Origin of the sequence: Mucilaginibacter terrae (assembly GCF_031951985.1) — a bacterium.
Lineage (GTDB): Bacteria > Bacteroidota > Bacteroidia > Sphingobacteriales > Sphingobacteriaceae > Mucilaginibacter > Mucilaginibacter terrae_A.
Map to the genome: position 1 here is coordinate 82,200 of NZ_JAVLVU010000001.1, position 23,184 is coordinate 105,383.

The 23,184-nt window shown below is 41.7% G+C and carries 17 protein-coding genes; 11 read left to right on the forward strand and 6 right to left on the reverse strand.

All coding sequences use genetic code 11. The features are described from left to right. Nucleotides 1–126: 126 nt before the first annotated feature. From QE417_RS00330 to QE417_RS00355, 6 genes are all read left to right on the forward strand, one after another. Nucleotides 127–2,676, forward strand: a complete 2,550-nt coding sequence (locus QE417_RS00330) for a Kelch repeat-containing protein (protein WP_311946761.1) — start codon at nucleotides 127–129, stop codon at nucleotides 2,674–2,676. Nucleotides 2,677–2,837: 161 nt separating this feature from the next. Next, nucleotides 2,838–5,981 (forward strand): SusC/RagA family TonB-linked outer membrane protein, encoded by a 3,144-nt coding sequence (locus tag QE417_RS00335; RefSeq protein ID WP_311946763.1) that lies wholly within the window; start codon nucleotides 2,838–2,840, stop codon nucleotides 5,979–5,981. A gap of 10 nt (nucleotides 5,982–5,991) precedes the next feature. Beyond that, on the forward strand, nucleotides 5,992–7,596 hold the full coding sequence (locus QE417_RS00340) for a SusD/RagB family nutrient-binding outer membrane lipoprotein (protein ID WP_311946765.1): 1,605 nt from the start codon (nucleotides 5,992–5,994) through the stop codon (nucleotides 7,594–7,596). A gap of 29 nt (nucleotides 7,597–7,625) precedes the next feature. Beyond that, nucleotides 7,626–8,684, forward strand: a complete 1,059-nt coding sequence (locus tag QE417_RS00345) for a glycoside hydrolase family 99-like domain-containing protein (protein WP_311946767.1) — start codon at nucleotides 7,626–7,628, stop codon at nucleotides 8,682–8,684. 135 nt (nucleotides 8,685–8,819) lie between these two features. Further along, a complete protein-coding gene (locus QE417_RS00350) occupies nucleotides 8,820–9,956 on the forward strand; it encodes a purple acid phosphatase family protein (protein WP_311946769.1) in 1,137 nt (378 codons plus the stop codon). 119 nt (nucleotides 9,957–10,075) lie between these two features. Continuing rightward, complete coding sequence (locus QE417_RS00355; RefSeq protein ID WP_311946770.1) at nucleotides 10,076–10,921, forward strand: phosphatase PAP2 family protein; 846 nt, start codon at nucleotides 10,076–10,078, stop codon at nucleotides 10,919–10,921. Between the two features lie 75 nt (nucleotides 10,922–10,996). On the opposite strand, the gene QE417_RS00360 is transcribed toward QE417_RS00355, so the two are convergent. Both QE417_RS00360 and QE417_RS00365 read right to left on the reverse strand, forming a co-directional pair. Further along, on the reverse strand, nucleotides 10,997–12,256 hold the full coding sequence (locus tag QE417_RS00360; protein ID WP_311946772.1) for a sensor histidine kinase: 1,260 nt from the start codon (nucleotides 12,254–12,256) through the stop codon (nucleotides 10,997–10,999). Further along, nucleotides 12,253–12,930, reverse strand: a complete 678-nt coding sequence (locus tag QE417_RS00365) for a response regulator transcription factor (RefSeq protein ID WP_311946774.1) — start codon at nucleotides 12,928–12,930, stop codon at nucleotides 12,253–12,255. The genes QE417_RS00360 and QE417_RS00365 overlap by 4 nt, the downstream gene beginning before the upstream one ends. A 128-nt stretch (nucleotides 12,931–13,058) precedes the next feature. On the opposite strand from QE417_RS00365, the gene QE417_RS00370 reads away from it, so the two are divergent. From QE417_RS00370 to QE417_RS00390, 5 genes are all read left to right on the forward strand, one after another. Continuing rightward, entirely contained in the window at nucleotides 13,059–15,518 is a 2,460-nt protein-coding gene (locus tag QE417_RS00370; protein ID WP_311946775.1) for an outer membrane beta-barrel family protein, read from the forward strand. Between the two features lie 588 nt (nucleotides 15,519–16,106). Then, complete coding sequence (locus QE417_RS00375; protein ID WP_311946777.1) at nucleotides 16,107–17,411, forward strand: mechanosensitive ion channel family protein; 1,305 nt, start codon at nucleotides 16,107–16,109, stop codon at nucleotides 17,409–17,411. A gap of 101 nt (nucleotides 17,412–17,512) precedes the next feature. Next, nucleotides 17,513–17,938 carry a hypothetical protein gene (locus QE417_RS00380; protein WP_311946779.1) on the forward strand — a complete coding sequence of 142 codons (426 nt, stop codon included), beginning with the start codon at nucleotides 17,513–17,515 and terminating at the stop codon, nucleotides 17,936–17,938. Between the two features lie 277 nt (nucleotides 17,939–18,215). Continuing rightward, nucleotides 18,216–19,145 carry an AraC family transcriptional regulator gene (locus QE417_RS00385; protein WP_311946780.1) on the forward strand — a complete coding sequence of 310 codons (930 nt, stop codon included), beginning with the start codon at nucleotides 18,216–18,218 and terminating at the stop codon, nucleotides 19,143–19,145. 60 nt (nucleotides 19,146–19,205) lie between these two features. Next, a complete protein-coding gene (locus QE417_RS00390) occupies nucleotides 19,206–20,465 on the forward strand; it encodes an alpha/beta hydrolase (protein ID WP_311946782.1) in 1,260 nt (419 codons plus the stop codon). A gap of 479 nt (nucleotides 20,466–20,944) precedes the next feature. On the opposite strand, the gene QE417_RS00395 is transcribed toward QE417_RS00390, so the two are convergent. From QE417_RS00395 to QE417_RS00410, 4 genes are all read right to left on the reverse strand, one after another. Beyond that, on the reverse strand, nucleotides 20,945–22,012 hold the full coding sequence (locus QE417_RS00395; RefSeq protein ID WP_311946784.1) for a DUF932 domain-containing protein: 1,068 nt from the start codon (nucleotides 22,010–22,012) through the stop codon (nucleotides 20,945–20,947). Between the two features lie 11 nt (nucleotides 22,013–22,023). After that, the gene (locus QE417_RS00400; protein ID WP_311946786.1) at nucleotides 22,024–22,194 is read right to left on the reverse strand and encodes a hypothetical protein; all 171 of its coding nucleotides are present in this window, start codon (nucleotides 22,192–22,194) and stop codon (nucleotides 22,024–22,026) included. A gap of 4 nt (nucleotides 22,195–22,198) precedes the next feature. After that, nucleotides 22,199–22,327, reverse strand: a complete 129-nt coding sequence (locus QE417_RS00405) for a hypothetical protein (protein ID WP_311946787.1) — start codon at nucleotides 22,325–22,327, stop codon at nucleotides 22,199–22,201. A gap of 66 nt (nucleotides 22,328–22,393) precedes the next feature. After that, the gene (locus QE417_RS00410) at nucleotides 22,394–23,029 is read right to left on the reverse strand and encodes a hypothetical protein (protein ID WP_311946789.1); all 636 of its coding nucleotides are present in this window, start codon (nucleotides 23,027–23,029) and stop codon (nucleotides 22,394–22,396) included. Between the last annotated feature and the right edge of the window lie 155 nt (nucleotides 23,030–23,184).

Sequence of the window (23,184 nt, forward strand, 5' to 3'; positions counted from 1 at the left end):
ATTATCATATACTAAACATTTTTTAATATTGGCTTAATATTAAAGCAGTTACTTTGTATGCTGAATCTGGACATTCAGAGGAGCAATTTGCACTACTGAACCCAGTATATTCATGGGTAAGTAATTATGTTTCGTGCAAAAATTAGCGTTAATAGAATTCAAAAAAGACTTAATTATTTATTCGTATTTTTTTGCTTAAGCACTCCTGCTATTTCATTTGCTCAAAATAACGGACTCCATTTTTACGGGCAGGAGACCGTTCAGGATAAAAGAACGTCACTCGACCTGACTGCCGATGAAGAGATGTGTTTTGATGGTGACTTTGAGTTGTCATTTGATCTTTATTTCACGCCAAAATTCAGGGACTATTATGGTTATGTATTCAGAATTATTGAAGAGAATGGCCATAACATTGATCTGATATATGATCAAAAAGCATTTAATACACAAAATTTTAAATTAGTAATAGGCGACAAGTTTTCTAATATTGCCTTCAACTTACCGGAAAAGCTTCTTTTTAAAAGCTGGAATCATTTCACGATCAGTTACAGGAAAGAGTTTGATGAATTAGTGTTCACTAACGGAAATCAAAAATTTTCACAGAAAAACGCAGGCTTTCAAAATTCTGGTTGTTATAAGGTCTTGTTTGGTGCCAACCATTATAAAAGGTTTAAAACAACGGATGTTCCTATGATGAACATCAAAAACATAAGCGTTTTGGACCATGGAAAGCTGAAGTTCTTTTGGCCACTAGATGAATTTAAAGGTGATGAGGCTTTTGACCGTATCGGAAAAAGGAGAGCAACTGTTGAGAACCCGTTATGGATCAATGCAATGCATACCAACTGGAAATTGGTCAAGAGCGTGGTAATTACGGGGCATCCAAGTGTAGCATTTAATCAGCAAAAACAAATTATTCATATTGTTGGACCAAGCGAGCTATACAATTTCTCTGTTGGGGATGAAAACATGGTAAAGCTTGAGTATGCCTCGAAAAGAGATATCGCTGCCGGCAACCAATCGGTTTATGATCAGCTATCTGGAAGGCTTTATAACGTTTTCATTGATCAAAAGAAGGCTTCATACTTTGATCTCCCATCTGGGCGCTGGGACAAGGACTTTGAACGTCCCACACGGCTCACTAAGTACTGGCATTCCAATAAATTCATTTCTAAGGCAGACTCTGCGCTTTATGTGATGGGAGGCTACGGGCAACTGGTTTATAAGAATGAAGTTCAAAAATATGATCTTAATAATAAGAAATGGACTTCTGTAAAGTACAAAGGGGACGCCTTTAACCCCCGTTATTTGGCGGGGCTAGGTGTAACGGACGATGGCAATACCGCTTACATTATGGGTGGGCATGGTAGCATTACCGGTGAGCAAATGCTCAATCCCACCAACTACTATGATCTGATTAGGTACCAGGTAAAAACCCAAATGTTTAAAAAGGTTTATACACTCAAAAGCCCTGAAAATGATTTTGCGTTTGCTAATTCGCTGGTTATCGATTCTCCGGCAAAAAGCTTTTACGGGCTTGTTTTCGCCAACAACAAATTTAAAACGCATTTACAGCTAATAAAAGGGTCGCTTACGTCTCCTACATATCAACTGATAGGAGGCTATATCCCATACCTGTTTCATGACATCCGTTCGTATGCTGATCTTTACTGGTGCCCCGAATTGAAAAAGCTGGTTGCCGTTACCCTGTTCACAAGAGAAGATAATAATACAGAAATAAAGATATATACAATCGAGTTTCCGCCTAATGGGCTGGGTATAGCAATAGGTGAAGCCCGTTTTCCGATACATAATATCATTATTTTGACGGGACTGGTTTGCTTATTAATAGGAGCGACTTATTATTTTTATAAAAGAAGAAAGATTGCTCAAACGGAAACGTTATTGTCAATACCAGCGCACAATAAAGATATTCCGGCGCCCAAGCAATATCAAACATCCATCCATCTTTTTGGAAATTTGCAATTGTTGGATAACAATGGCGATGATGTTACCAAGATGCTTTCGCCATTGCTAAAAGAGCTTTTGTTGCTAATTCTTTTATACAGCATGCGTAAAGAAGGTGGCATTTCCTCCAATAAATTAGATGAACTGTTATGGTTCGGTAAGTCAGAAAAAGTTGCTAGAAACAACCGTTCGGTAAATATAGCTAAGTTAAAAGGCATCTTAAGCAACCTGGAATATTGCAATTTAAACAAGGACTCCGGCTATTGGAAAATAGACATTGATTTTAACCATGTTTACATCGATTATTTCCATTACCTGCAAATAACAAAGGAGCAAAATCAGGGTACAAAACAACAAATACTGGAATTGCTGAAGGTTCTTCAACGAGGCCCGTTTCTTTCTAATATCGAATACGACTGGTTAGATGATATCAAATCAGAGGTTTCGCATAAAGTTATAGATCTTTTACTGAACTATACCACGTCTGCGGACACCGTTTCTCAACCCGAATTTATCATTGAGATTGCCGATCATGTTTTTTACTTTGATCGTGTAAACGAGGATGCTTTAAAGCTCAAATGTAAAGCGCTTTCGCAACTTGGCAAACACACACTTGCCAAAAATACTTTTGAAAAGTTCCAGCGGGTTTACAAAGCTATTTACACCGTCGACTTTGAGAAATCGTTTCAATCCATCATTGAAGCCTGATAATCATTTCTAATGTTTCCACAAGGTTAACTAATCACTAACAAATTCGCTGTTAAGGCCATATTAATGCGTTATTAATGGCATAAAGCGTCTTTTGTTCAAAATAAGGACTGCGAACCGCAGTGATATACCCTTTAAAATTTAGCTATTGAGATCGAAGTATGAAACGAATTTACTACGCATTATTGTTCTTGTTTGCGTTGCCCTTACAGTTGCTTGCCCAGCAGGTGAGTGTTAGCGGTAAGGTAACCGATGCCGCAGATGGAAAACCACTGACTGGTGTAAGTGTACGTGTTAAAAGTGGTGGAGGAGCTGCTACCATGACCAACCACGACGGAGACTACACTATTAAAGTCCCTGAACGAAACAGCGAACTTATCTTCTCCTATTTAGGTATGAATACCCAAGAGGTAAAGGTAAATGGCCGCACAACCATCGACGTAAGCATGGTTGTAAACCAAACTGCATTATCGACCGTAGTGGTAACTGCGCTGGGTATTAAAAGAGAAGCCAAATCGTTAAGTTATTCCCGGCAAACGATGGATGTTTCTACCTTAACACAGGCGCCATCCACCAATATTGTTGCCTCACTTTCGGGTAGGATAGCCGGGGTTCAAATTACCCCTGCATCCACCAATACGGGTTCTGCAAGAATAGTGATCAGGGGAAACAACTCCATTTCGGGCAACAACCAGCCGTTATTTGTTATTGATGGTATTCCTGTAGATAACGAAGCTGGCGATGGCAGGGTAACCACTTCGGGTAATGTAAACCTCGACTACGGTAACACTGCATCAAACATTAATCCCGAAGACGTTGAAAGCATTGAGGTGCTTAAAGGTCCTAATGCCGCTGCCTTGTACGGTTCAAGGGCGGCCAATGGGGCTGTGCTTATTACCACCAAAAAATCGGTGGGCGGTAAATTCAGGCTCACTATCAATTCCAATTCAACATTTCAACGCATCACTGAGTTTCCTGATTATCAGGACCAGTTCGGCGCGGGAAGTAGCTTTAAACTGGACGGTTCAGGGTCTACCACTAACCCACAGCGCATACCCATGCTTAGTGTATTTAACAGAAGTTGGGGAGCGCCATTATTAGGTCAGCCTGTAATAAGCGTGAATGGGCAGTTAAAAGATTATCTGGCCCAGCCCGATAACGTAAAGGATTTTTACCAAACGGCCGCCATGCTTACCAACTCGGTAGCCATGGAAGGTGGAACGGCTGCTAACAACTACAGGTTATCCTATACCAACTACCAGGGAGGTAGCGTGGTTGATGGCATTAACAAGTCATCGCGCCACAATGCCAATATCCGGATGCAGAACAAGTTTACCAACTGGTTGGATATGGATTCGAAAGTGACTTTTATTAACAACAAAGTGGTTAACAGGCAATACATGAATGGTAGTACTAGGAACCCGGTATACCAATATGCCTATATGGTAAGGGATGATCAGCTTTCGGAATTTGAAAACTATAAAGATGCTTACGGTAATGAGACCAACACCCACACCGATTTTTTAAATCCATATTGGGCTATCAACGAAAATCCGAATCAGGATGTAAAGAACCAGTTATTAGGCGCATTTAACATGAATGCCAAATTAACCAGCTGGTTAAAACTTACGGCAAAGCTCGGCACCGAAATGTATTGGCTTAATGGTTATACTTTCAATAATAAAGGTTCAAAAAGCAGCCCCAACGGTAGTATGAGTACTTTGAACAGTAATCTACAAAGTACTAATGCGGATTTTATGGTTTTTACTAATAATAAGGTTGGAAAACTTTCTGTAAACTCGTTTATCGGTGCAGGTACATTCAGGACAAAGACAGAAAGGAATGACCAAAGTATAAATTCGCTTATTCAGCCGGGTCTTATCAATTTATCCAATTCAGGAGAGTTTGCAACGGTGAACCAGTTCTCTTCTAAAAAGATCATAAACTCTGTTTATGGCTCAGTATCACTTGGCTACAATAGCTATTTATACATGGATCTTACAGCCCGGAATGACTGGTCGTCTACTTTGCCTCCGGCTAACAACTCCTATTTTTACCCCTCGGTTGGTGGATCATTTATATTTACCGAGGCTTTTAAAGGGTTGACCAGCCAGTTTAAAAATTTATTGTCTTATGGAAAAATAAGAGCATCTTATGCCGTGGTAGGTAATGATACAAGCCCTTATCAATTGACACCAACCTACAGGTTTAACGGTATTTATAACGGACAGGCTTATGCTTCACTGTCGTCCACATTTTACAATCCTGATTTAAAACCCGAAAAAACAGGTTCATTTGAATATGGGATCGATTTACAATTCTTGAAAGGCCGTATAGCATTTGGTGCCACTCATTACAAAACTTCAACCACTAACCAAATCGTTTCCGCTCAAATTACCCCTACCAGTGGTTACAATGCGCGATATTACAATGCCGGTGAGATCGAGAATACAGGTACAGAACTCACCTTGTCGGGAGCTCCTTTAAAGTCAAAGGACTTCTCCTGGACCGTATCTGCAAATTACGCTAAAAACAACTCTTTAGTAAAAAGCCTGGTTGATGGGGTTAACAGTTTTCAACTGAACTCGTGGTTTGGCCGTTTGCTGGTTTTTGCAGAAGTAGGTCAGCCCTATGGTGTAATTAGAGGCGCAGGCTGGAAACGTGACGAGCAGGGCCGTAAGCTGGTGGCCGCAACAGGGTTACCTATTGCAGACCCCAATATTGTGTTGGGAAACGCTATGCCAGACTGGACAGGCGGTTTTAGTAATACTTTCCGTTATAAAAACTTTAACCTAAGCTTGTTGGTCGACGTGCGAAAAGGCGGGAAATTTTATTCAGGAACCTACCGACGCTCTTATATTTCAGGCGCAAATGAAGCAAGCTTAGCGGGCCGGGAAGACTATTACCTGCATAGCTACATATACGGTGAAACTGCAGCCAGCCTTGCAGGAGGGTTCATTTTTAAGGATGCTTATTTTGAAGACGGTACACCCAATAACAAATATGTAAGTCCACAATCTAACGGCTTTGCTAATATTGATGAAATGCAGGTTTTTGATGCTTCATACGTGAAGTTAAGAGAGGTCGTATTAGGTTATGACTTGCCTTCGTCACTGGTTAAGAGACTAAAGGCGGTAAGTGCCCGTATATCTGTTTCAGGCAGAAATTTATGGACCATTTACAAAAAAGCACCTAAAGGCATCGACCCTGAATCAAGTGTAACCTCGGGAAATGGCCAAGGTATAGAATACGGTTCTTTGCCCCCCTTCTCAACTTACGGTGTGGATCTAAGAATAACCTTTTAATTTAAAATCAATGAAAAAATTTATCAATATCATACTGATACTGCTGCTCCCAGTATCTTTTATATCCTGTAAAAAACAACTTGCAGAAGCTAATATTAATCCTAACAACCCCGAATCTGTCGACCCTGAATTCTTGTTAAACACATCCGTATTTAATACGATGAATTTGTTTGGCGGAGCAATGCGCCGGGAGGCCTTGTCCCATTATTCTAATTATGTTTCTGTTGGTGGCGGGCAGCTACAACGGTATTATACATTTGCCAGTACGGTGAACGGATACTGGTCTTCGGCCTATGTTTCTTGTTTGCAGCCAGTAAATCAAATACAGCTAAAATATGCGACGGATCCTGCTTACAAGAACCGGGTAACCATTGCAAAAATATTTCAGAGTTATATTTATAGCAATGTGGTAGCTGTGTGGGGCGGTGTACCCAAATCAGCAGCCTTAAAAGGCGACCCTTATTCTGCTTACGAGAAGGAAGAAGACATTTATGTGGCTTTGTTAGACGAGCTGAAAACCGCAGCAAATTCGATAGACCTGAATGGAGATACGTACAAGGGTACAGCAGATGCCATATATGGTGGTGATTTGTTGAAATGGAAAAAATTTGCAAATACTTTAAGATTACGCCTGGCTATACAAATATCTAATGTAGCTCCAGCCAAAACGCGCGAAGTCGTTGCAGATGTACTATCCAATGAGGCTAATACCATTACGACTTCCGCCGAAACAGCAAAAAGCTCTTGGGGCACTACAACAGATACCTGGAGCTACCTGTACCAATATAATGTATTGCAGGCTGGTGCAAACGCGGCCAGCTTAAATGTTATCAGCGAGTCGCTGGTTCAGCATATGTTACCTTACAATGACCCACGCTTACCGGTATATGCCAAACCTGCTACCCAGGGGCCGCAAAAGGGAAAGTTCTTTGGACAGCCTAAAACCACCAGTCTACCAATAGGTGTAAGCATACCCGATAATCCGCATTTGGGATTGGCGCAGCTCGATTACTCGATGATTGGCGACACTTTTATCAAGCCCAATGCCGACTATACCTTTCTATCTTACGAGGAAAGCTGCTTTTTAAAGGCTGAAGCCATGCTTAAGGGTTTTGGAGGAAGTAAAACTGCCGAACAATATTACAACGAGGGTGTAACTGCTTCCATGCTAAAATATGGTATTGCACAGGCATCGGTTACCAATTACCTAAACCAGCCGGGTATTAAATTCAATACCAAAATTGATGTTACAGGCAGGGAAAGGGAGTTTGCTGATTATTTGGGAATAACAACCAGTGCAATTACCGCAGTAAACCCATACCGCCAGATCATTATGCAAACCTGGATCGCCGGATTTTATAATGCAATGGATGCCTGGACGTTGATACGTCGGAGCCAAGTACTTGAATTTCCGCCGCATTTTAATCCTGATGGTGGAGAGGGCGGCACTGCGGGGTATGCTTATATTCCACAACGCCTGAATTATCCCGGAATAGAATACCAGGTCAATACAACCGAACTAAACAAAGCTGTAGGATCACTTAGCGGCAACGACGCATTGACAACTAAGTTATGGTTTGCGCTACCCACTTTGAAGAATCCATTTCTCAAGTAGTTAAGTATTCCTATTTAATAAGTAAAAACATGAAACATATTATTACCATATTGATCATTTGCAGTATCGGATTTTTTTCCTGCAAAAAAGACGACAACCTCATTGATAAAGACAAATATATTTATGACATTCCAGCCGTAAAACTAACTACAGATGCCAGGGTTGGAGCCTATTACCTTAACTATGTAGCAGCCGACTGGGCGAAGGTGCACTCAGATACCTCATTGCTTGGCAAGCCTTATAACGCGGTAACAGATGCCGCCATCTTTCCTCAGCAGCTTAATTGGGCAGATGAAGGTGGTGTGGATTATTTGATATTTAAATGGAATGCAGCAGCCACTGATAACTCCTTACTGAATGCTTTTGCAAGCAGGAGAACCAATCAGAAGGTTAAAATGGTCATAGATTTTAATACTGCACATTTAAGTGCAACTAATGTTTCTCCGTTAAGTGGGGCTAAGTTGCAAACAATGATCAGTGAATTAAAGACGTTGGTTACCCAGCATATTTCTAAAGATTATTATTACAAGATAGATAATCGCCCTGTTATCATGCTTACGCCGTTAAACCTTTCGGCAACTACATTAACCAGTATAGATTTTAAAAGCGTTATGGCAAGCTTAAGAAATGAATTTGCAGCTATTGGACTAAATCCATACTTCATTGGCGAATTGACTACCGGCTGGGCTTCCCCGGCTAATTTTGATCAGGCAGCCTTAGCCTCAATGGATGCATTGGTGCTAACCACCTGGAATACTCCAGACTTTGACCGCTGGTGGGGCTTTAATAGTTACCTCGACCTTAACTGGAAGAACTGGACAAGTAATCTGACAAATATCAACGTGGAGTTCATTCCTTGTATTTTTCCCGGCTATAATGAGCCTTCGGCAACAACCCAACGAGTATTTGATAGGAGTGAGGCAAATTACCTGAATTACACTAATGTTGCCAAGGGTAATATGGGCAAGAACAGCATGATCATCATTAATTCCTGGAATGATTTTGCGAAAGGAAACTCGCTTGAACCGTCTAAAAAGTTCAATAAGCAATATTTAAACCTTACTAAAAATGCATTTAAGGTTCAGTAACAAGGTAATGAGCAAGTGTATAATGATACCTTGCTTATTGTTAGGCTTGTGCATGTATACGGCTGTATATGCTCAAACCGGTAACATCCATCTTAGCTGGGCAGGCAATAAAGCGCCTGACCCCCGGCACATACAATGGCTGTTACCTGGAACAGTGCAAAGCGCACTAACGGCATTGTACGTTACGGACTTGATAGCCTTCGGCTTAAACAACAAGTTGAATCGGCTGATATAAAGGTTAAGGGCGGTAATGACAGTAGTTATAATTACAAGGCTGAAATTAAAAACCTGAACCCAGGAACGCGCTATTATTATCAATGCGGATCAGAAGCAGGAGGCTGGAGTGCGGTCTATACTTTTAAAACAGCGCCTATACCCGGAAAGAAAGGGAAGTATACCATTGGCGTTTGGGGCGATACCCAAAATAATGCCGGGAATTTGGCTTTCGAACAAACAAGTAAGATCGTTGACCAGCTGGCAAAGTTTCCGCTGGATTTAAGTATACACATGGGAGACATTGTTGAAAATGGCTCGGTTGAAAACAGTTGGTTTGACTTTTTAAAAATTGCGCAGCCGGTTACATCCAAAGCTCCTTTTATGCCAGTGGTAGGAAATCATGATGTGGTTAACAACATTGATCAAATCAATTTTCAAAAGCCCTTTCAAATATTTTACAATTCATTTCAATTACCTAACCAATACTTAAATTATTCTTATGATTATGGAAATGTCCACTTTGTAGCAATTAACTCTGGTTTTGCACAGGGAGCAGCAAAGGTGGGCAAGGTATTGTTACATCAAAACTCACCAGATTACATTTGGCTGGAAAAAGATCTATCTGCCGCACGCAAGAATAAAAATGTTACCTGGATAATTTTATATACGCATTATCCGGTATATTCCTTTGGGGTAAGCCACATACAGGAGTGGCAGCATAACCTCAGTCCAATTTTAGATAGGTATAAAGTTGACCTGTGCTTAAGCGGACACCGCCATGTATATGAAAGACACAAAGCTATTCGGACTAACGCGGAGGAAGATCTTAAATTTGGCAGTTATTATGACCATTCCAACGGAACAGTATATATAACCAATGGCTCATCGGGAGGTTCTTTACAGGGAGTAGGAGGTTTTAACATGTCTTCGATTGTGTTTACACCTAAAGAAAAAACCTTTACCTACGCTATTATGACTGTTGACGGGAACTCCATACATTATGATGTATATGATCAAAATGATCATAAAATAGATTTTTTCAAGATCGTTAAATAACCCAATCAATTATAGTGCTTGCAGTACTACCATTGATTTAACCATAAAGGCGATAAATTATTTATTACTACAGAAATTCTACAGTTTCTTGGAGTAAATAGCGGCACTTAACACCGCTTATGAAATTCATCATATTTATAGTTCTGTTTCTGTTAGTTAACACCGCCCGGCTATCTGCCCAAATCGTTGAAAAAGACACGTCCGGCAAAAACATCGTTGATACGTTGAAGAAAGACCTGTTAACAGCACCTGATACGGTACAGTACCTCCGCAGTAAATTTATTTCCCTTATTCCGCCAGCAGCATTAGTGAGCTATGGTATAACCTCATTTTATGCCCGCCCGCTTCGCAGGCTCGACCATTATATTTACAAAGAAGCGCAGGAGCATAATATTTCTACTAAAGCAACCCTCGAAGATTATTTTCAGAATGCACCGGTAATATTGGTATACGGCTTAAATCTTGCAGGTGTGCATGGTAAAAATACGTTTATCGATCGTACGCTGATTTTTGTGATGGCGCAGGGCATGTTGCAGTTAACCCTGAATACATTAAAGCATTCCACTCAACGCCTGCGGCCTAATGAAACCGACCGGCTGTCTTTCCCCTCTGGCCATACAGGTAATGCCTTTGCCGGGGCAGAATTTATGGCGCAGGAATTTAGCGGAAAATCAGTTTACTATGGTTTAGCAGGTTATGCCTTTGCCACAACAACCGGTGTGTTTCGCATCTATCACCGCGACCATTGGTTGAGCGATGTTATTGCTGGCGCCGGTTTTGGTATTTTGGCTACCAAAGGTGCCTATCTGCTGTATCCATATATTCGCAACGCACTATTTAAAGCTAAGGAAGATAAACCAAACACTATTGACGAGATTAGGCGAAAAGCAAAAACAAGTTCATCACTATTACTTCCATCTTATCAAAACGGTTCGTTGGGCTTAACTTTTGTGGCCGGTTTCTAAAAAATGTGTTTTTTAAGCCGGCCATTCTTTACAAGATTGACTTCATATGAATGTCGTCACCAACCGTATACGTCTTCAAGCAGTAGGGGCAAAGGTTATGATAAAATGGTGTACACCGTTAAGGTGCATATAAGCGAGATTGAAACCGTACATGTCGCAAATTTGCTTGCTGATCGTGAGGCCAAGACCCGAGCCTTCTGAGGAAGCAGATTTCTGGAAACGCCTGAACAGGTTTTCGGTATTCAATTTATCAGCATTACTACTGTTGCTTACCTGTAATTTAAGATGATTGAGTTCTGTGCTGATAAAACCTCCGGGTTTATTATGCCGTAATGCATTACTAATTAGGTTACTAATAAGTACCTCCATCAAAAGCAAGCTCGCTTTCATTGGCTTATCATCCAGGTGGCTTTCAATAGTAATTTCTCGCGCAATAATAGGCTCTTCAAACTGGTTCAGCGCCTCTTCTACCAATATTTTAAGGTTAAGGTCTTGTTTGTCGGCAATTAACCTATTCTCAATTTTAGCCAGTAACAACATTGATTTGTTAAGGCGGGTAAGCCTGGTAACCGATGCATACATATCGTTGAGCAGCCTGCTTTGGGTGTCGGTAAATTCACCGGTTTGTACAAAAGTATCCAGTTTTGAATTAATGACCGAAATGGGTGTCATTAACTCATGCGAGGCATTCTCGGTAAATGCCTTGAGGGCTTGGTAATCGTCTTTAACCCGGTCGGCCATCAGGTTAACAGCGCTATCCAGCTCTCTAAACTCATCAATACCCGATGGTACCGTTTTAACAGAGCTGTTTTCGGCCAGATTAAATGCTTTCAGTTGTTCTAATATCTTATAAAAGGGCTTCCAAATATTTGACAGGATGATACGGTTGAGGAAAAAAAGTGCCGCCAACAAGGCTACAATTAGTCCAAGTGTAATGAGGAAGATAACTTTAATCAGGTCTTCAGTTTCTACTTTAGATTGCACCACCACAACCCGGTATTGCTTACCCTGTACTTTAACCCAGGTATAAAGTGCACGAGCCGATTCCAGTTCTTCATCCTTGAGATCGCGGTATACCGTATCCACAAATTTTCGTTGTTGCGGGGTGTTAACGGAGGTAAAAAGTATAGCCTGGTGATTGGTACTAAAAACGTGAGGTAAGGTACCGTTCAGCAAGGCATAATCGCGAACTTCGTGTTCTTCAACCTCCAGTGCTTTGTCAACCTGCCTTGATAATACGGCTGTTATGGCAAAGTAATAGGCCACAGCGGCAACCAACATAATAGCCGTAGTAATGGCAATAGTGGAGCGGTTATATCGGGTAAGCAATTTCATGCCGTGGTAAACTTATAGCCCATGCCATAGGCAGCCTGAATATAATCATTCCCACCCGCTTCCAACATTTTTTTGCGTAAGTTTTTGATGTGCGAATAGATAAAATCAAAATTGTCGGCCATGTCAACACTGTCTCCCCATAAATGCTCGGCTATTGCATTTTTAGATACCACTTTGCCTTTGTTGGCTAAAAAATACAGCAGTAAAGCATATTCTTTAGGGGTTAGTTTTATGGCCACATCGTTTATCTGCACTTCCTTTGCCGATAGTTCAATGTCTATTTCTTTAAACCGTAAATGATTATTGCCATCAAATGATTTACGACGTACAATAGCAGCAACGCGGGCACGCAATTCAGAGAGATGAAAAGGTTTGGTCAGGTAATCATCGGCTCCTAAATCAAGACCGTTCAGCCGGTCATCAAGTGAGTTTTTTGCAGAAATTATCAGTATCCCGTCTGTATGCTGCTCGTGCTTCAGATGCTTTAAAATATCTAAACCACTGCCATCGGGTAAGGTAATATCAAGTACTATGCAATCATAACGATAGAGGTTAACCTTGCCCATGGCCGAGCTAAAATCGAAAGCAGTTTCGCATATGCTGCCTTCTTCGTTAAAGTACTCCTCCATACTTTCCCGTAACCCTGCTTCGTCTTCAATAACCAGTAGTTTCACTGTAGTTTTTCATCAAAGTTACCGTAAAATTCTGTAGGAAATCTGTAAGGCATAAATTGGGCTAATTTAATCATCATGTAACAACAGCATGACAATACCTAACCTACAGATTTAATCCAAAATCGTTCATGAGTTTTGCACAAATGAAATGGATTACTACACTTTTGCTTGCCCTGGTAAGCACCATCGTATCAGCACAAAATAAAGGAAAAATAACCGGTAAAATAATTGATGCCAATAGTAAGGCAGCCATTGATTACGCTACCGTGAGCATCTATCAGCAGGGAAGCGAAAAGCCATCGGGCGGAACCATTAGTGATGATAAAGGCAATTTTACGCTTGATAAACTGGCCGATGGCCAATACCGTGTTGTTGTAAATTTTATAGGCTACCAGGCTTATACAGCTGGTCCTTTCAACATAAAGCAGAGCACTGTAAATGCAGGTAGCATAAGTTTACATTCCTCGAGTAAGCAACTGGGAGCCGTAACCGTTACCGCTAAAACACCAATAATTGAAAACAAAATTGATAAGATGGTTTACAACGCTGCCAATGATATAACCTCACAGGGTGGTGTTGCATTAGATGTACTGAAAAAAGTACCGCAAGTGAGTGTGGATATTGACGGCAACGTTGAATTGCAAGGCATTGCGAGTGTGCGTTTTTTAATAAACGGAAAACCATCAACCATGTTTGGCAGTAGTTTGGCCGATGTACTGGCCTCGCTTCCCGCCAGCCAGATCAAAAGCATTGAGGTGATCACCAGTTCCGGAGCCAAATATGATGCACAAGGTTTGGGCGGTATCATTAACATTATCCTTAAAGATAACAAAGTACGTGGCATTAACGGTACCGTTAACCTTTCAGCCGGAACACGCATGAATAATGGGTCGGCCAACCTGAATGTGCGCAGTACAAACTTTGGCATATCGGCTTTTTTTAGTGGCAACGCACAAGTAAATACCCGCACATTAAACCTGAATGATCGTACTTCAACAGATGCATCGGGCAGGAACACCCGTTTGGTGCAGGACGGTTATAGCGATTTTAAAAGAGGGGGCTACGAATCAGGGATCAACTTCGATTGGTCGCTGTCAAAAATGGATAACATTACGGGCTCCTTGGGTTACGACCATTTTAATAATCAAAACTCCGGTTTAACCTCACAAAGCCAGCAAACAAATGGGTTGGTCGGTGTTACAAGCCAGCGCAACTCGTTAAGTAAATTTAATGCCAATAGTTATGACTGGAGCCTGGATTATAAACACAAATTCAAAACCGACGGCCAAGAGCTGGAATTGTTGTACAACTCGAGTTTTGGAAAAAACAATTCGGCGTATAACCAAAGCCAGGTTTACAGCGGGCAGGCCAATCCTTTTTCGGCTTCATCGAGCAGTAATCCTGGAACGGATAAGGAAACTAATATTTCGATAGATTATACACACCCGCTTTCAAAAGATGTTGTTTTTGAAACCGGGGCTAAAACTGTTTTACAATACATTAACAGCACCGCCGCTGTTAATGCTTATAATGCAAACACAAACCTATACGCTTTTGACCCCAACCAATCTTATAGCCTCAAATACGACCGTAAGATATACGCAGGCTATATTTCGTTAGGTTTTACTGCATTTCATTTTTTTGATATAAAAGCAGGCGGCCGCCTCGAACATACCGATACCCATATCGATTTTCCGGGCACTCTTATCCCATCCTATAATACCTGGGTTCCTACAGCCGTAATCTCGCATAAACTAAGTACAACATCAACCCTAAAAATAAGCTACACCAAGCGCGTTGAACGTGCCGAGTACCGCGAAATAAACCCGTTTATTAACCTGAGCGACCCTTACAACATTACTACGGGCAACCCGCTGCTAAAGCCCGAAATTGGTAACGTATTTGAGCTGGGTTATAACAAATCATTTGAAGCTGGTGGCAATTTGTACATTGCCCTGTTCTCGCGGCATAACACCAATGATGTAAAGACTTATACCAATTTTTACAGCGAGTATCGCGTAGGCGATTCAGTTTACCGCAATGTGTCGGTAACTAACCGGCAAAATATAGGTACCGAGCAAAATACAGGTATCAGTATTTCCGGCTCGGTTCCTTTTAGTAAAAAGCTGAACCTGCGGACCAATACCACTGTAACCGATAAGTACATTGTCAATAAAGTGTACGGCGGTCCATCAGTGAATGCCGTCGTCGTCCGTACTAATCTCAATCTTACTTTTCAACTCTCCGAAACTTTTGTGGCCGAAGCCTTTGGTAACTACAACTCGCCTTTGAAAAACATTCAGGGCCGTACACCGAAATTCATGACGTATAATTTTGCTGTTCGCAAACAGTTTATGGGCAAAAAGGCAAGTCTTGGTTTTACTACTACAAATCCGTTTGCCAAATATGTTGATCAACTGACCACTATTACGCAAGCAGCCACCACTAACGGATTGCCTTACACCAGCTATAATTTAAGACGGGTACCCTATCAATCCTTCGGTGTGAGTTTATCGTGGCGTTTTGGAAAGCTCGATTTTAAGAAGGACAATGAGCAGGACAATATGGCAAAACCCATTGATAACTAATGTTTAAGTAATAGTAAAGGAGGTTTAATGGTATTTTGACTTTGTTATTGGATATTCCGGAGCCGTTGATCAAGGTGTTCCGACAATGAGTTCCGATCATTCCGTTACACTCTGACTATACTAACTTACTGATTTAAATATCAAAAACACAGCTCATTGGTCTAAGTCGCACGGAATCACATGGTCAAGTGAGCCGAAATGTCCATCCAGATGTCCGTATGCTCATTTTGCTGCGTTAAATAAAAATGTAAATTCGCGAGCTGCTAATTGGCAAAGACCTCAATGCTCAGAATTTATAGATGTGAAGATTACCCGGCACTCTGTGCTATTTACAATTGGATATTCTGAGAGGCTTGACCAGGCTATTCCGTGCGCTTTGGAGCAGCGAGTTGTGTAAGCAATTAAGACAAACGCAACTAATTATTAATAAATTAAAATGGTCAACGTGTTACGGAATTAATTGTTTGCTATTCCGGAACGGGGTGATCAATGGCTCCGGAATGTCCAATCACAGGCCGGATCGTTAAATTAAGTAACGACTACAACTTTCAGTCTGATTCCCTCAAATTGCTGCCCTCGGAGCAGACGATGGATATCTATTATAGGAATAATCTGTTAGTGGCCGTATCAGAGGAAGATGCGCTTTGGCAGCAAACCACTAAGGAATTGCTGGCGAAAAGCTGGAAAAGCAGCATTGGCAATGCTGTTAAGGCGTACCGTGAAGAAACGAATTGGTCGACTCTGGTCAAGGAAGGTGCAATGGCTTTGGCCGTGTTAATCTTATTGATTTATGGAATTAACCGCCTGTTCCGTTTATTATTATCTAAAACCCTTAACCCTGAGGCTTGGTACAGCAAGGGTATCCGTGTCAAAAACTACCAGCTGGTTGACCCTGCGCAATCAGCCCATGTCTTGCAAGCCTTGATCCGGCTCACTAAATGGGTGGTCATCATCATTCTCATTTACCTGGCTCTACCGGTTTTGTTTGGCATCTTTCCTTTCACCAAGGACATATCAGATACGCTAATGGGCTATGTGACAACACCACTGAGAAAGATCGGTATGGCCGTTTGGAACTACGTTCCGAATTTCGTCACTATAGTTGTGCTAGTCATCATCTTTCGCTATGTGCTCAAATTCTTCCGTTATTTAAAAACGGAGATTGAGCGTGGCAAGCTGACCATACCCGGATTTTACCCGGATTGGGCTAACCCAACATACCAAATCTTAAGGGTACTGGTTATGGCCTTTATGCTGATCGTGATCTTTCCCTATATGCCGGGTTCTGATTCGCCTGTATTCAAAGGGGTATCCGTTTTCCTGGGCGTGCTGTTTACCTTTGGGTCGGCAGGTGCGCTGGGCAATATTGTAGCAGGCCTGGTGTTAACTTACATGCGGGCTTTTAAAATCGGCGACCGGGTAAAGGTCGGCGAGGTTACCGGTGATGTGATCGGCAAATCTCTGCTCGTAACCCGCATCCGGACCATCCAAAACGAGATCATTTCTATACCCAACTCCACCGTCATGGGTACACATACTATCAATTACAGCAGCGATGCACCTGTTAATGGTCTGATCGTTCACACCACCGTGACCATTGGTTACGATGTGCCCTGGCGACAAGTGCATGACCTGCTCATTAATGCAGCACTTGCTACACCAATGATCGAAAAAGATCCCACGCCTTACGTGCTTCAAACCAGCCTGGATGATAACTATGTAAGTTACCGGTTGAACGCTTTCACGAAAGAGCCCAACCGGCAGGCAGTGATCTACTCGCATTTGCATGCCAACATTCAGGATATCTTTAGTGAAGCTGGCGTAGAAATTATGTCACCGCATTATTCAGCTCTACGGGATGGAAATGCGACTACTATCCCAAAAGTCAATTAGTTTCTGAATCAGGTTTCAAAACGATTTAAACTGTTTTATAACTGGATTGAACTAAAAATATCATGAAAGCCTTAATACTTTCAGCTTCGCTGTGCATCTGTATGTCATTTGCCGAAAATACGTTTAGTCGATGTTACTTAAATAAGTCAATTGCTGCAAGACAAAGCACTAATACCGAAGAATCAGCCGCTAATCCTTTAAAAGCAGTACAATTCACGAAGGATTTAAACGGAATTTATTTAACCCTGATAGTCAGAAGTACAACTTTAAATTCGGATAAAAAAGGTGTAACGATAACTTTAAAGAACGGCATGAAAATTTTCAGGCCAAAAGAAAAGATCAATGTAGAATATGACGGAGGTTATGTATATATGTCGTTTATGAAGCTTACTCCTAATGAAATCAAGAAGATGATGGGAAGTGCTATAATTAATTTCAGGCTATATCATCACAATAAAGTAGTAGAAATGAAGACAAGAAGCAATGCCTTACATGAATTAAGGCAACTTGCTTCTAATGGAATGTAAACAAATGATTGTATTAATAATTTAGTTACTGAATACCTGTCTCTAATCACAAATGAGACGCGTTCCGACAAAAATGCGGTCACAATCATCAATTTAAATCATTGTATATCCGGCTACCTTTCTACAACCCCGTACGCATCAAATTAAAAATAAATTTTATATCATTTGACCTCTACATTGCTTGTCGTTTAATTTGCTTACCATTAAGGATTTAACCTATATTTATTCGTTTGATTTTAGGTACCAAATGTCGTAAGTAATCAATTACCGGTCAGAAATGAAAAATGGTATAACGGATATTCCCAAATATGACCTGGAAAACTTCAGACCTTTACACAGGCATAGTATTTCAGTACCGCCTTTTGGACATAATATACCTGACGATTCCAAAATAATTGAAGGGTTTCAGCTTTATTCCAGTGACGGAATGATCTCAGCAAAAGGACCTTTAAAGTCTATCTTTTACAGAATAGGCATTACGGTTACCGGTTCGCTTAATATGCAGGTCGGGCTCGACAAATATGAACATCAACCACGGACTTTGACCTTTACATTCCCCAGCCAGATCTTTTCAACGGATAATGTTTCCGAAGATGCGTTCGGGTACTACATGTTTTTCACTGCTGAGTTTCTCAATGATATCATTCCGGCAATCAAAATCGCTGAGGAATTTCCCTTCTACGATTTTTCCGGTACACCTGTATTTCAAATCGAAAATGAAGAGCTCGAAAACATACTTGGGTTGGTGATGAAAATAAATGCGGAACTGCAGGGCAACCAGACCGGGCGCATTAAGGCGGTTAAAATGTATGTGTATCTATTGTTGTTAGAAGCCAAAAGAAGCTACGTGCGCCAAAATATAGGTAACACTGAATCCTTTCCGCATAGTTTTAAACTGATCAGCCGTTTCCGGAAATTAGTGGCTCAACATTATCTTGATAAAAAGCAGGTGAATGACTATGCGCAGATGTTAGGTGTCAGTCCGAACCATTTGAACAGGATAGTAAAGGAAAAAACCGGAAAAACCGCTTCAGAAGTTATAAAAGAGATGATTTTACAGGAGGCGAAATCCTTACTGCGCTACACGGGAAATTCAGTTGCTGAAATTGCGTACCGTCTGGACTTTTCTGACCCTGCATCCTTCAACCGTTTTTTCAAAAGTTTAACAAACGAGACGCCGCTCATTTATCGTTCAAGGCAGAATTAGGTCAATATAACGCATAATTTCGCTAATGATCTTCCTTGAAATAATGATCAACTTTGTTTCATGGAACGCAGGCATTTCATAAAAAGCACGGCGCTTACTGCTTTAGGAGCGGTTTTCATCCGCTCTTATGAGGGTTCTGAAGAAAAATCAACAAATGCTATGGAAACGAAAAATCAATTGGACGACCTGGAATTACCGGCAGGCATACGCGAACGGTACGTACCTGGAATAAACGGCTTGACAATACATGTACTGGAAGCTGGTTTTGAGACAGCCAAACGCCCTGCGGTGCTTCTGCTGCATGGGTTTCCTGAATTGGCCTATAGCTGGCGCAAAGTAATGTTCCCACTGGCTGCTGCCGGTTATCATGTGATCGCACCGGATATGCGTGGCTATGGCCGCACGACAGGGTGGGACGGCGATTTTGACGGAAATTATGCTTCTTTCAGGACACATGAGCTATCGAGTGATGCGATGGGTTTGGTCACGGCTATGGGACATGACTCGGTTTACACGATCGTTGGACATGACGTGGGTGCCACAGTAGCGGCTTATTGTGCGCTCGTCAGACCTGACTTTTTCAGGTCAATTGTTATTTTGAGTTGCCCGTTCGGCGGCGTACCTGCTTTGCCATCTAATGTCGCAACGCAATCCACGCCGGCTCAGCAGCCGGCAGTTGCTGTAAAAGATCCCCTTTCCCTATTACCAAAGCCGTGTAAGGATAGCATTACCTACTTTTCAACGCGCAATGCCAATGATGATATGCTGAACTGCAAGCAGGGGCTGCACGATTTTCAGCGGACTTACTTTTATGTAAAGAGTGCCGACTGGAGTCAAAATAAAGGACTTTCTCCACTTACATCAGGTAAGCCTGAGGAAATTGCTAAACAACCGATTTATTATGTTTTGGATATTGACAAAACGATGCCTGAACAGGTTGCGCCCTATATGCCGTCTGCGCAGGAAATTGCCGCGTGTAATTGGCTCCCGGATAATGAAATTGATGTCTATACCCGGGAATTTAAGCGTACCGGTTTCCAGGGTGGATTGAATTGGTACCGTTGCACTACTAGCGGATTAAACAACTCCGACCTCAAACTTTTTTCGGGGCATACCATTGATGTGCCTTCGTGTTTTATTGCAGGGGTTGCCGATTGGGCGAGATTTCGTCCTGTTGGCGCATTAGAGCAGATGCAAAACCAAGCGTGCACGAAAATGGAAAGTTTTCACATTATTGAAGGCGCTGGCCATTGGATAGCCCAGGAACAACCTGAAAAAGTTACCGATTTGATTGTTGATTTTTTGCAACGAATAAAATAAACGATATTAACAAATAGCCGATGAGAACCCGAAAGACCTTGTCGGCTATTTGATTTGTTAAAATCAGCAAGCGCTTCAGCTGCTCTTTCTTTTGCGCTATCAGATGTAATTTTTGCGCTGAATTGCATTAAATAACCAATTTCGCTAAGAAACAATATGCAAAATCGCCATTCACTTCGTTTTTTTAAAAAGTTTAAAGTGCCCTAATGGTTGGTAATTATGCATTTTGGACAGCTCCTGCACCGACAATAAATGCAATGTTATCAGGGTTCTTGAGTCAATTTTAGTGAATAGGAATTGATTTATCTGCTTAGGTAATTGTTTTTTTCGATTATCTAACGGCTTTTTTAGGTGGCTTCGCCCCCTGTTTTCACCGTCAATCATTAACCATAAGAAAACAGGGGGCGTCTTAACGGGCGGGCGATAGCCCGCCGCCGGGCAATTTCAAAAACAAGGGGGATCGCTCCCCCTTAAAACAATTAATTATAGATCAACGCTTCACTTCCCTGTATAGCAAAATCACGGCAAAGGTTAAAGGCGGTTTGCGCCCGTTGCTTGGCGGTGCCGTCCATTATAGATTTAAATTTGGCTTCATCGCTTTTAAAACTGCGCATGTTCTGAAAATAACCCGTTACCGCATTATAAGCACCAAATACCGTTCCTGCGGTCGTGTCCATTTGCTGGGTCGGGCTGGCCATTGCATATTCATAAACGTTATCTATGATGTTGGTGTAATGTGTTGACAAAAGTTCCAATTTACCACCTTCCAAATTGGCTAACACCTCTTCATTAGGTGCCATAGCGATCTGTATCAGCTTTTTCACTTCGGTATCCGTGATACGAACGCTTGCCCAGTGATTAAACAGGCCTTCCATTGCACCGCTCAATATACGGCTGATACCCATTAAGGTATGCGCCTGTTTTAATCTTTCGTTAGCGGATGCAGTATGCCGTATCTTAATTGCCCCTGAATGGTTCCGCATGGCTGCGTTAAGCGTATTATTACATACAATGCGGATGGGTGTAAAAGCAGCCGTAATACTACCTAATCCATCGTGAGAGGTAGTTAAAAACAAATATTGCTCTATCCAGTCCTTCGCACCAACCCGGATATAATCAGGTAGCTTGGCGGTTATAAAAACGCGTTCGCCGTTCCCTAATGCACCTGCCGTTTCGTATAAAATTCCGTCACCACCGCCAACAATGGCATCGAAAAACGAAAATGCGTCACGGTTTTGTACCACCTCGTAATCATTACCGACTACCCCTAAAACCTGCTCGGTATCTGCCCGAACGGTAGCAAAGAAATTAGGAACTTCTATTTCAGGGATAATAATGTCGTCGCTTGCCTCGCCTACATGGTTCGCGGTATCATATGTAAACAAGGGGCGTTTTTCGACAATGTAATCTAAACCTGCGTGCTCTATCGCTTCGCTGCTTGTGGGGTAACGGTCAATGATCTGCCCTAATCCGTGCCAGGCTTTTTCCTTTACGCTCATAAAGCTGTCTCTGCCTGTTTTCTGATTGAAATTGATTTGATGTCCCATGATATTAATATTTAAGATTTTTTAGTTTTTAAAGGAATGATCTCGGCTTTCGCCACTTTCACTTTTGAGGTGCTGGTTAGTTGCAATACGGTTTGCGTTTGCAGTTCCTCAATAGCCTCGTGTATGTCCAAATGCTCGGTTTCGATGGTGACACGCACCAACAGAAAAATTTTCTCTTCCATAACTTTAGTATTGATAGGTATTTAAAAAGTCGCCCAACTCCGCTAAGAATTGCTCGGGGTTATCCTGTGCCAGTTGTTCGGCGTAACCTTCCCAAAAAATTTGGTCGGTCAGTTCAATGAATTGTTCTACCATGTTATTTGAAATTTTGGAGTGGAGTATTAAAGATGCTCCCCGAAGCATCGGGGAGCATTTCAATGTTTAGGCGTTTGGAAAAACGATGTTGGCTTCAATGTCAGCCAGTTTTTCGTGGCAGGCATCAAATATGAATTGTGAAACCATGCGGATCAGGTTCGGGGTGTTGGTGACAAACTGCCTGCGTTTATCATCTTCGATGATCAGTTTGCATCCCTGGTATGGGTTGCTTTCCAGTTCATCGTTCTCTTCCTGTAACTGCACTTCAAAATCCTCTAAAGTTTTGATACGTGCAATTAAGGCTAAACGCTGAACGCTCAAACGGTGCAGGTCGGTAACTGATTTCAACGTTTGCTCTAAGTTCAGCGCAAACTTTTGAGGCTCAAATTTGACTGCTTCTTTTACCGCTTCTTCGGGTTTGGCGGGTTCAGGTTTTTGGGTTTCATCTATTCCCTGTCCTGTGGTAAAGGGCGCAATGTTAGCGGGTTGGTTATCCACTGTAGCGGTGCTACCGGTCTTAACTTCGGCTGCGGGGTTACTTTCTGCCGGTGGCGTTTGGGCGGGTTTTTGATCTGCTGCTTTTTCATCTTCTTTCGCTTCTTTGCCTGTTAAGCTTGGGCGGTTTGTTGTTTTGTTGGTGGTGTCGTTTCCTTTTGCTGCGGTAGCTGCTACCTCGTTTGCATTTTTTTGTGCTGTTTTCATTTTTTAAATGAGTTAAAGGGTTAAAAAATTTTTTTTTCGTTTCCCTCTTTTCCCGAAGACTTCCCTTAAAAGCTATTTTTCAAAAGAAAAAACGGTAAAAAAGAAAGTCAAAAAGGCGGTCGCAGAGCCTGGGCGGGAGAACTATAAGTCCCGAA

Excerpts from the sequence above, each read along its gene's own strand:
- QE417_RS00330 (WP_311946761.1), top strand. The coding sequence starts at position 127 with ATGTTTCGTGCAAAAATTAGCGTTAATAGAATTCAAAAAAGACTTAAT.
- QE417_RS00335 (WP_311946763.1), top strand. The coding sequence starts at position 2,838 with ATGAAACGAATTTACTACGCATTATTGTTCTTGTTTGCGTTGCCCTTA.
- QE417_RS00340 (WP_311946765.1), top strand. The coding sequence starts at position 5,992 with ATGAAAAAATTTATCAATATCATACTGATACTGCTGCTCCCAGTATCT.
- QE417_RS00345 (WP_311946767.1), top strand. The coding sequence starts at position 7,626 with ATGAAACATATTATTACCATATTGATCATTTGCAGTATCGGATTTTTT.
- QE417_RS00350 (WP_311946769.1), top strand. The coding sequence starts at position 8,820 with ATGGCTGTTACCTGGAACAGTGCAAAGCGCACTAACGGCATTGTACGT.
- QE417_RS00355 (WP_311946770.1), top strand. The coding sequence starts at position 10,076 with ATGAAATTCATCATATTTATAGTTCTGTTTCTGTTAGTTAACACCGCC.
- QE417_RS00360 (WP_311946772.1), bottom strand. The coding sequence starts at position 12,256 with ATGAAATTGCTTACCCGATATAACCGCTCCACTATTGCCATTACTACG.
- QE417_RS00370 (WP_311946775.1), top strand. The coding sequence starts at position 13,059 with ATGAGTTTTGCACAAATGAAATGGATTACTACACTTTTGCTTGCCCTG.
- QE417_RS00375 (WP_311946777.1), top strand. The coding sequence starts at position 16,107 with ATGGATATCTATTATAGGAATAATCTGTTAGTGGCCGTATCAGAGGAA.
- QE417_RS00380 (WP_311946779.1), top strand. The coding sequence starts at position 17,513 with ATGTCATTTGCCGAAAATACGTTTAGTCGATGTTACTTAAATAAGTCA.
- QE417_RS00385 (WP_311946780.1), top strand. The coding sequence starts at position 18,216 with ATGAAAAATGGTATAACGGATATTCCCAAATATGACCTGGAAAACTTC.
- QE417_RS00390 (WP_311946782.1), top strand. The coding sequence starts at position 19,206 with ATGGAACGCAGGCATTTCATAAAAAGCACGGCGCTTACTGCTTTAGGA.
- QE417_RS00395 (WP_311946784.1), bottom strand. The coding sequence starts at position 22,012 with ATGGGACATCAAATCAATTTCAATCAGAAAACAGGCAGAGACAGCTTT.
- QE417_RS00400 (WP_311946786.1), bottom strand. The coding sequence starts at position 22,194 with ATGGAAGAGAAAATTTTTCTGTTGGTGCGTGTCACCATCGAAACCGAG.
- QE417_RS00405 (WP_311946787.1), bottom strand. The coding sequence starts at position 22,327 with ATGGTAGAACAATTCATTGAACTGACCGACCAAATTTTTTGGGAAGGT.
- QE417_RS00410 (WP_311946789.1), bottom strand. The coding sequence starts at position 23,029 with ATGAAAACAGCACAAAAAAATGCAAACGAGGTAGCAGCTACCGCAGCA.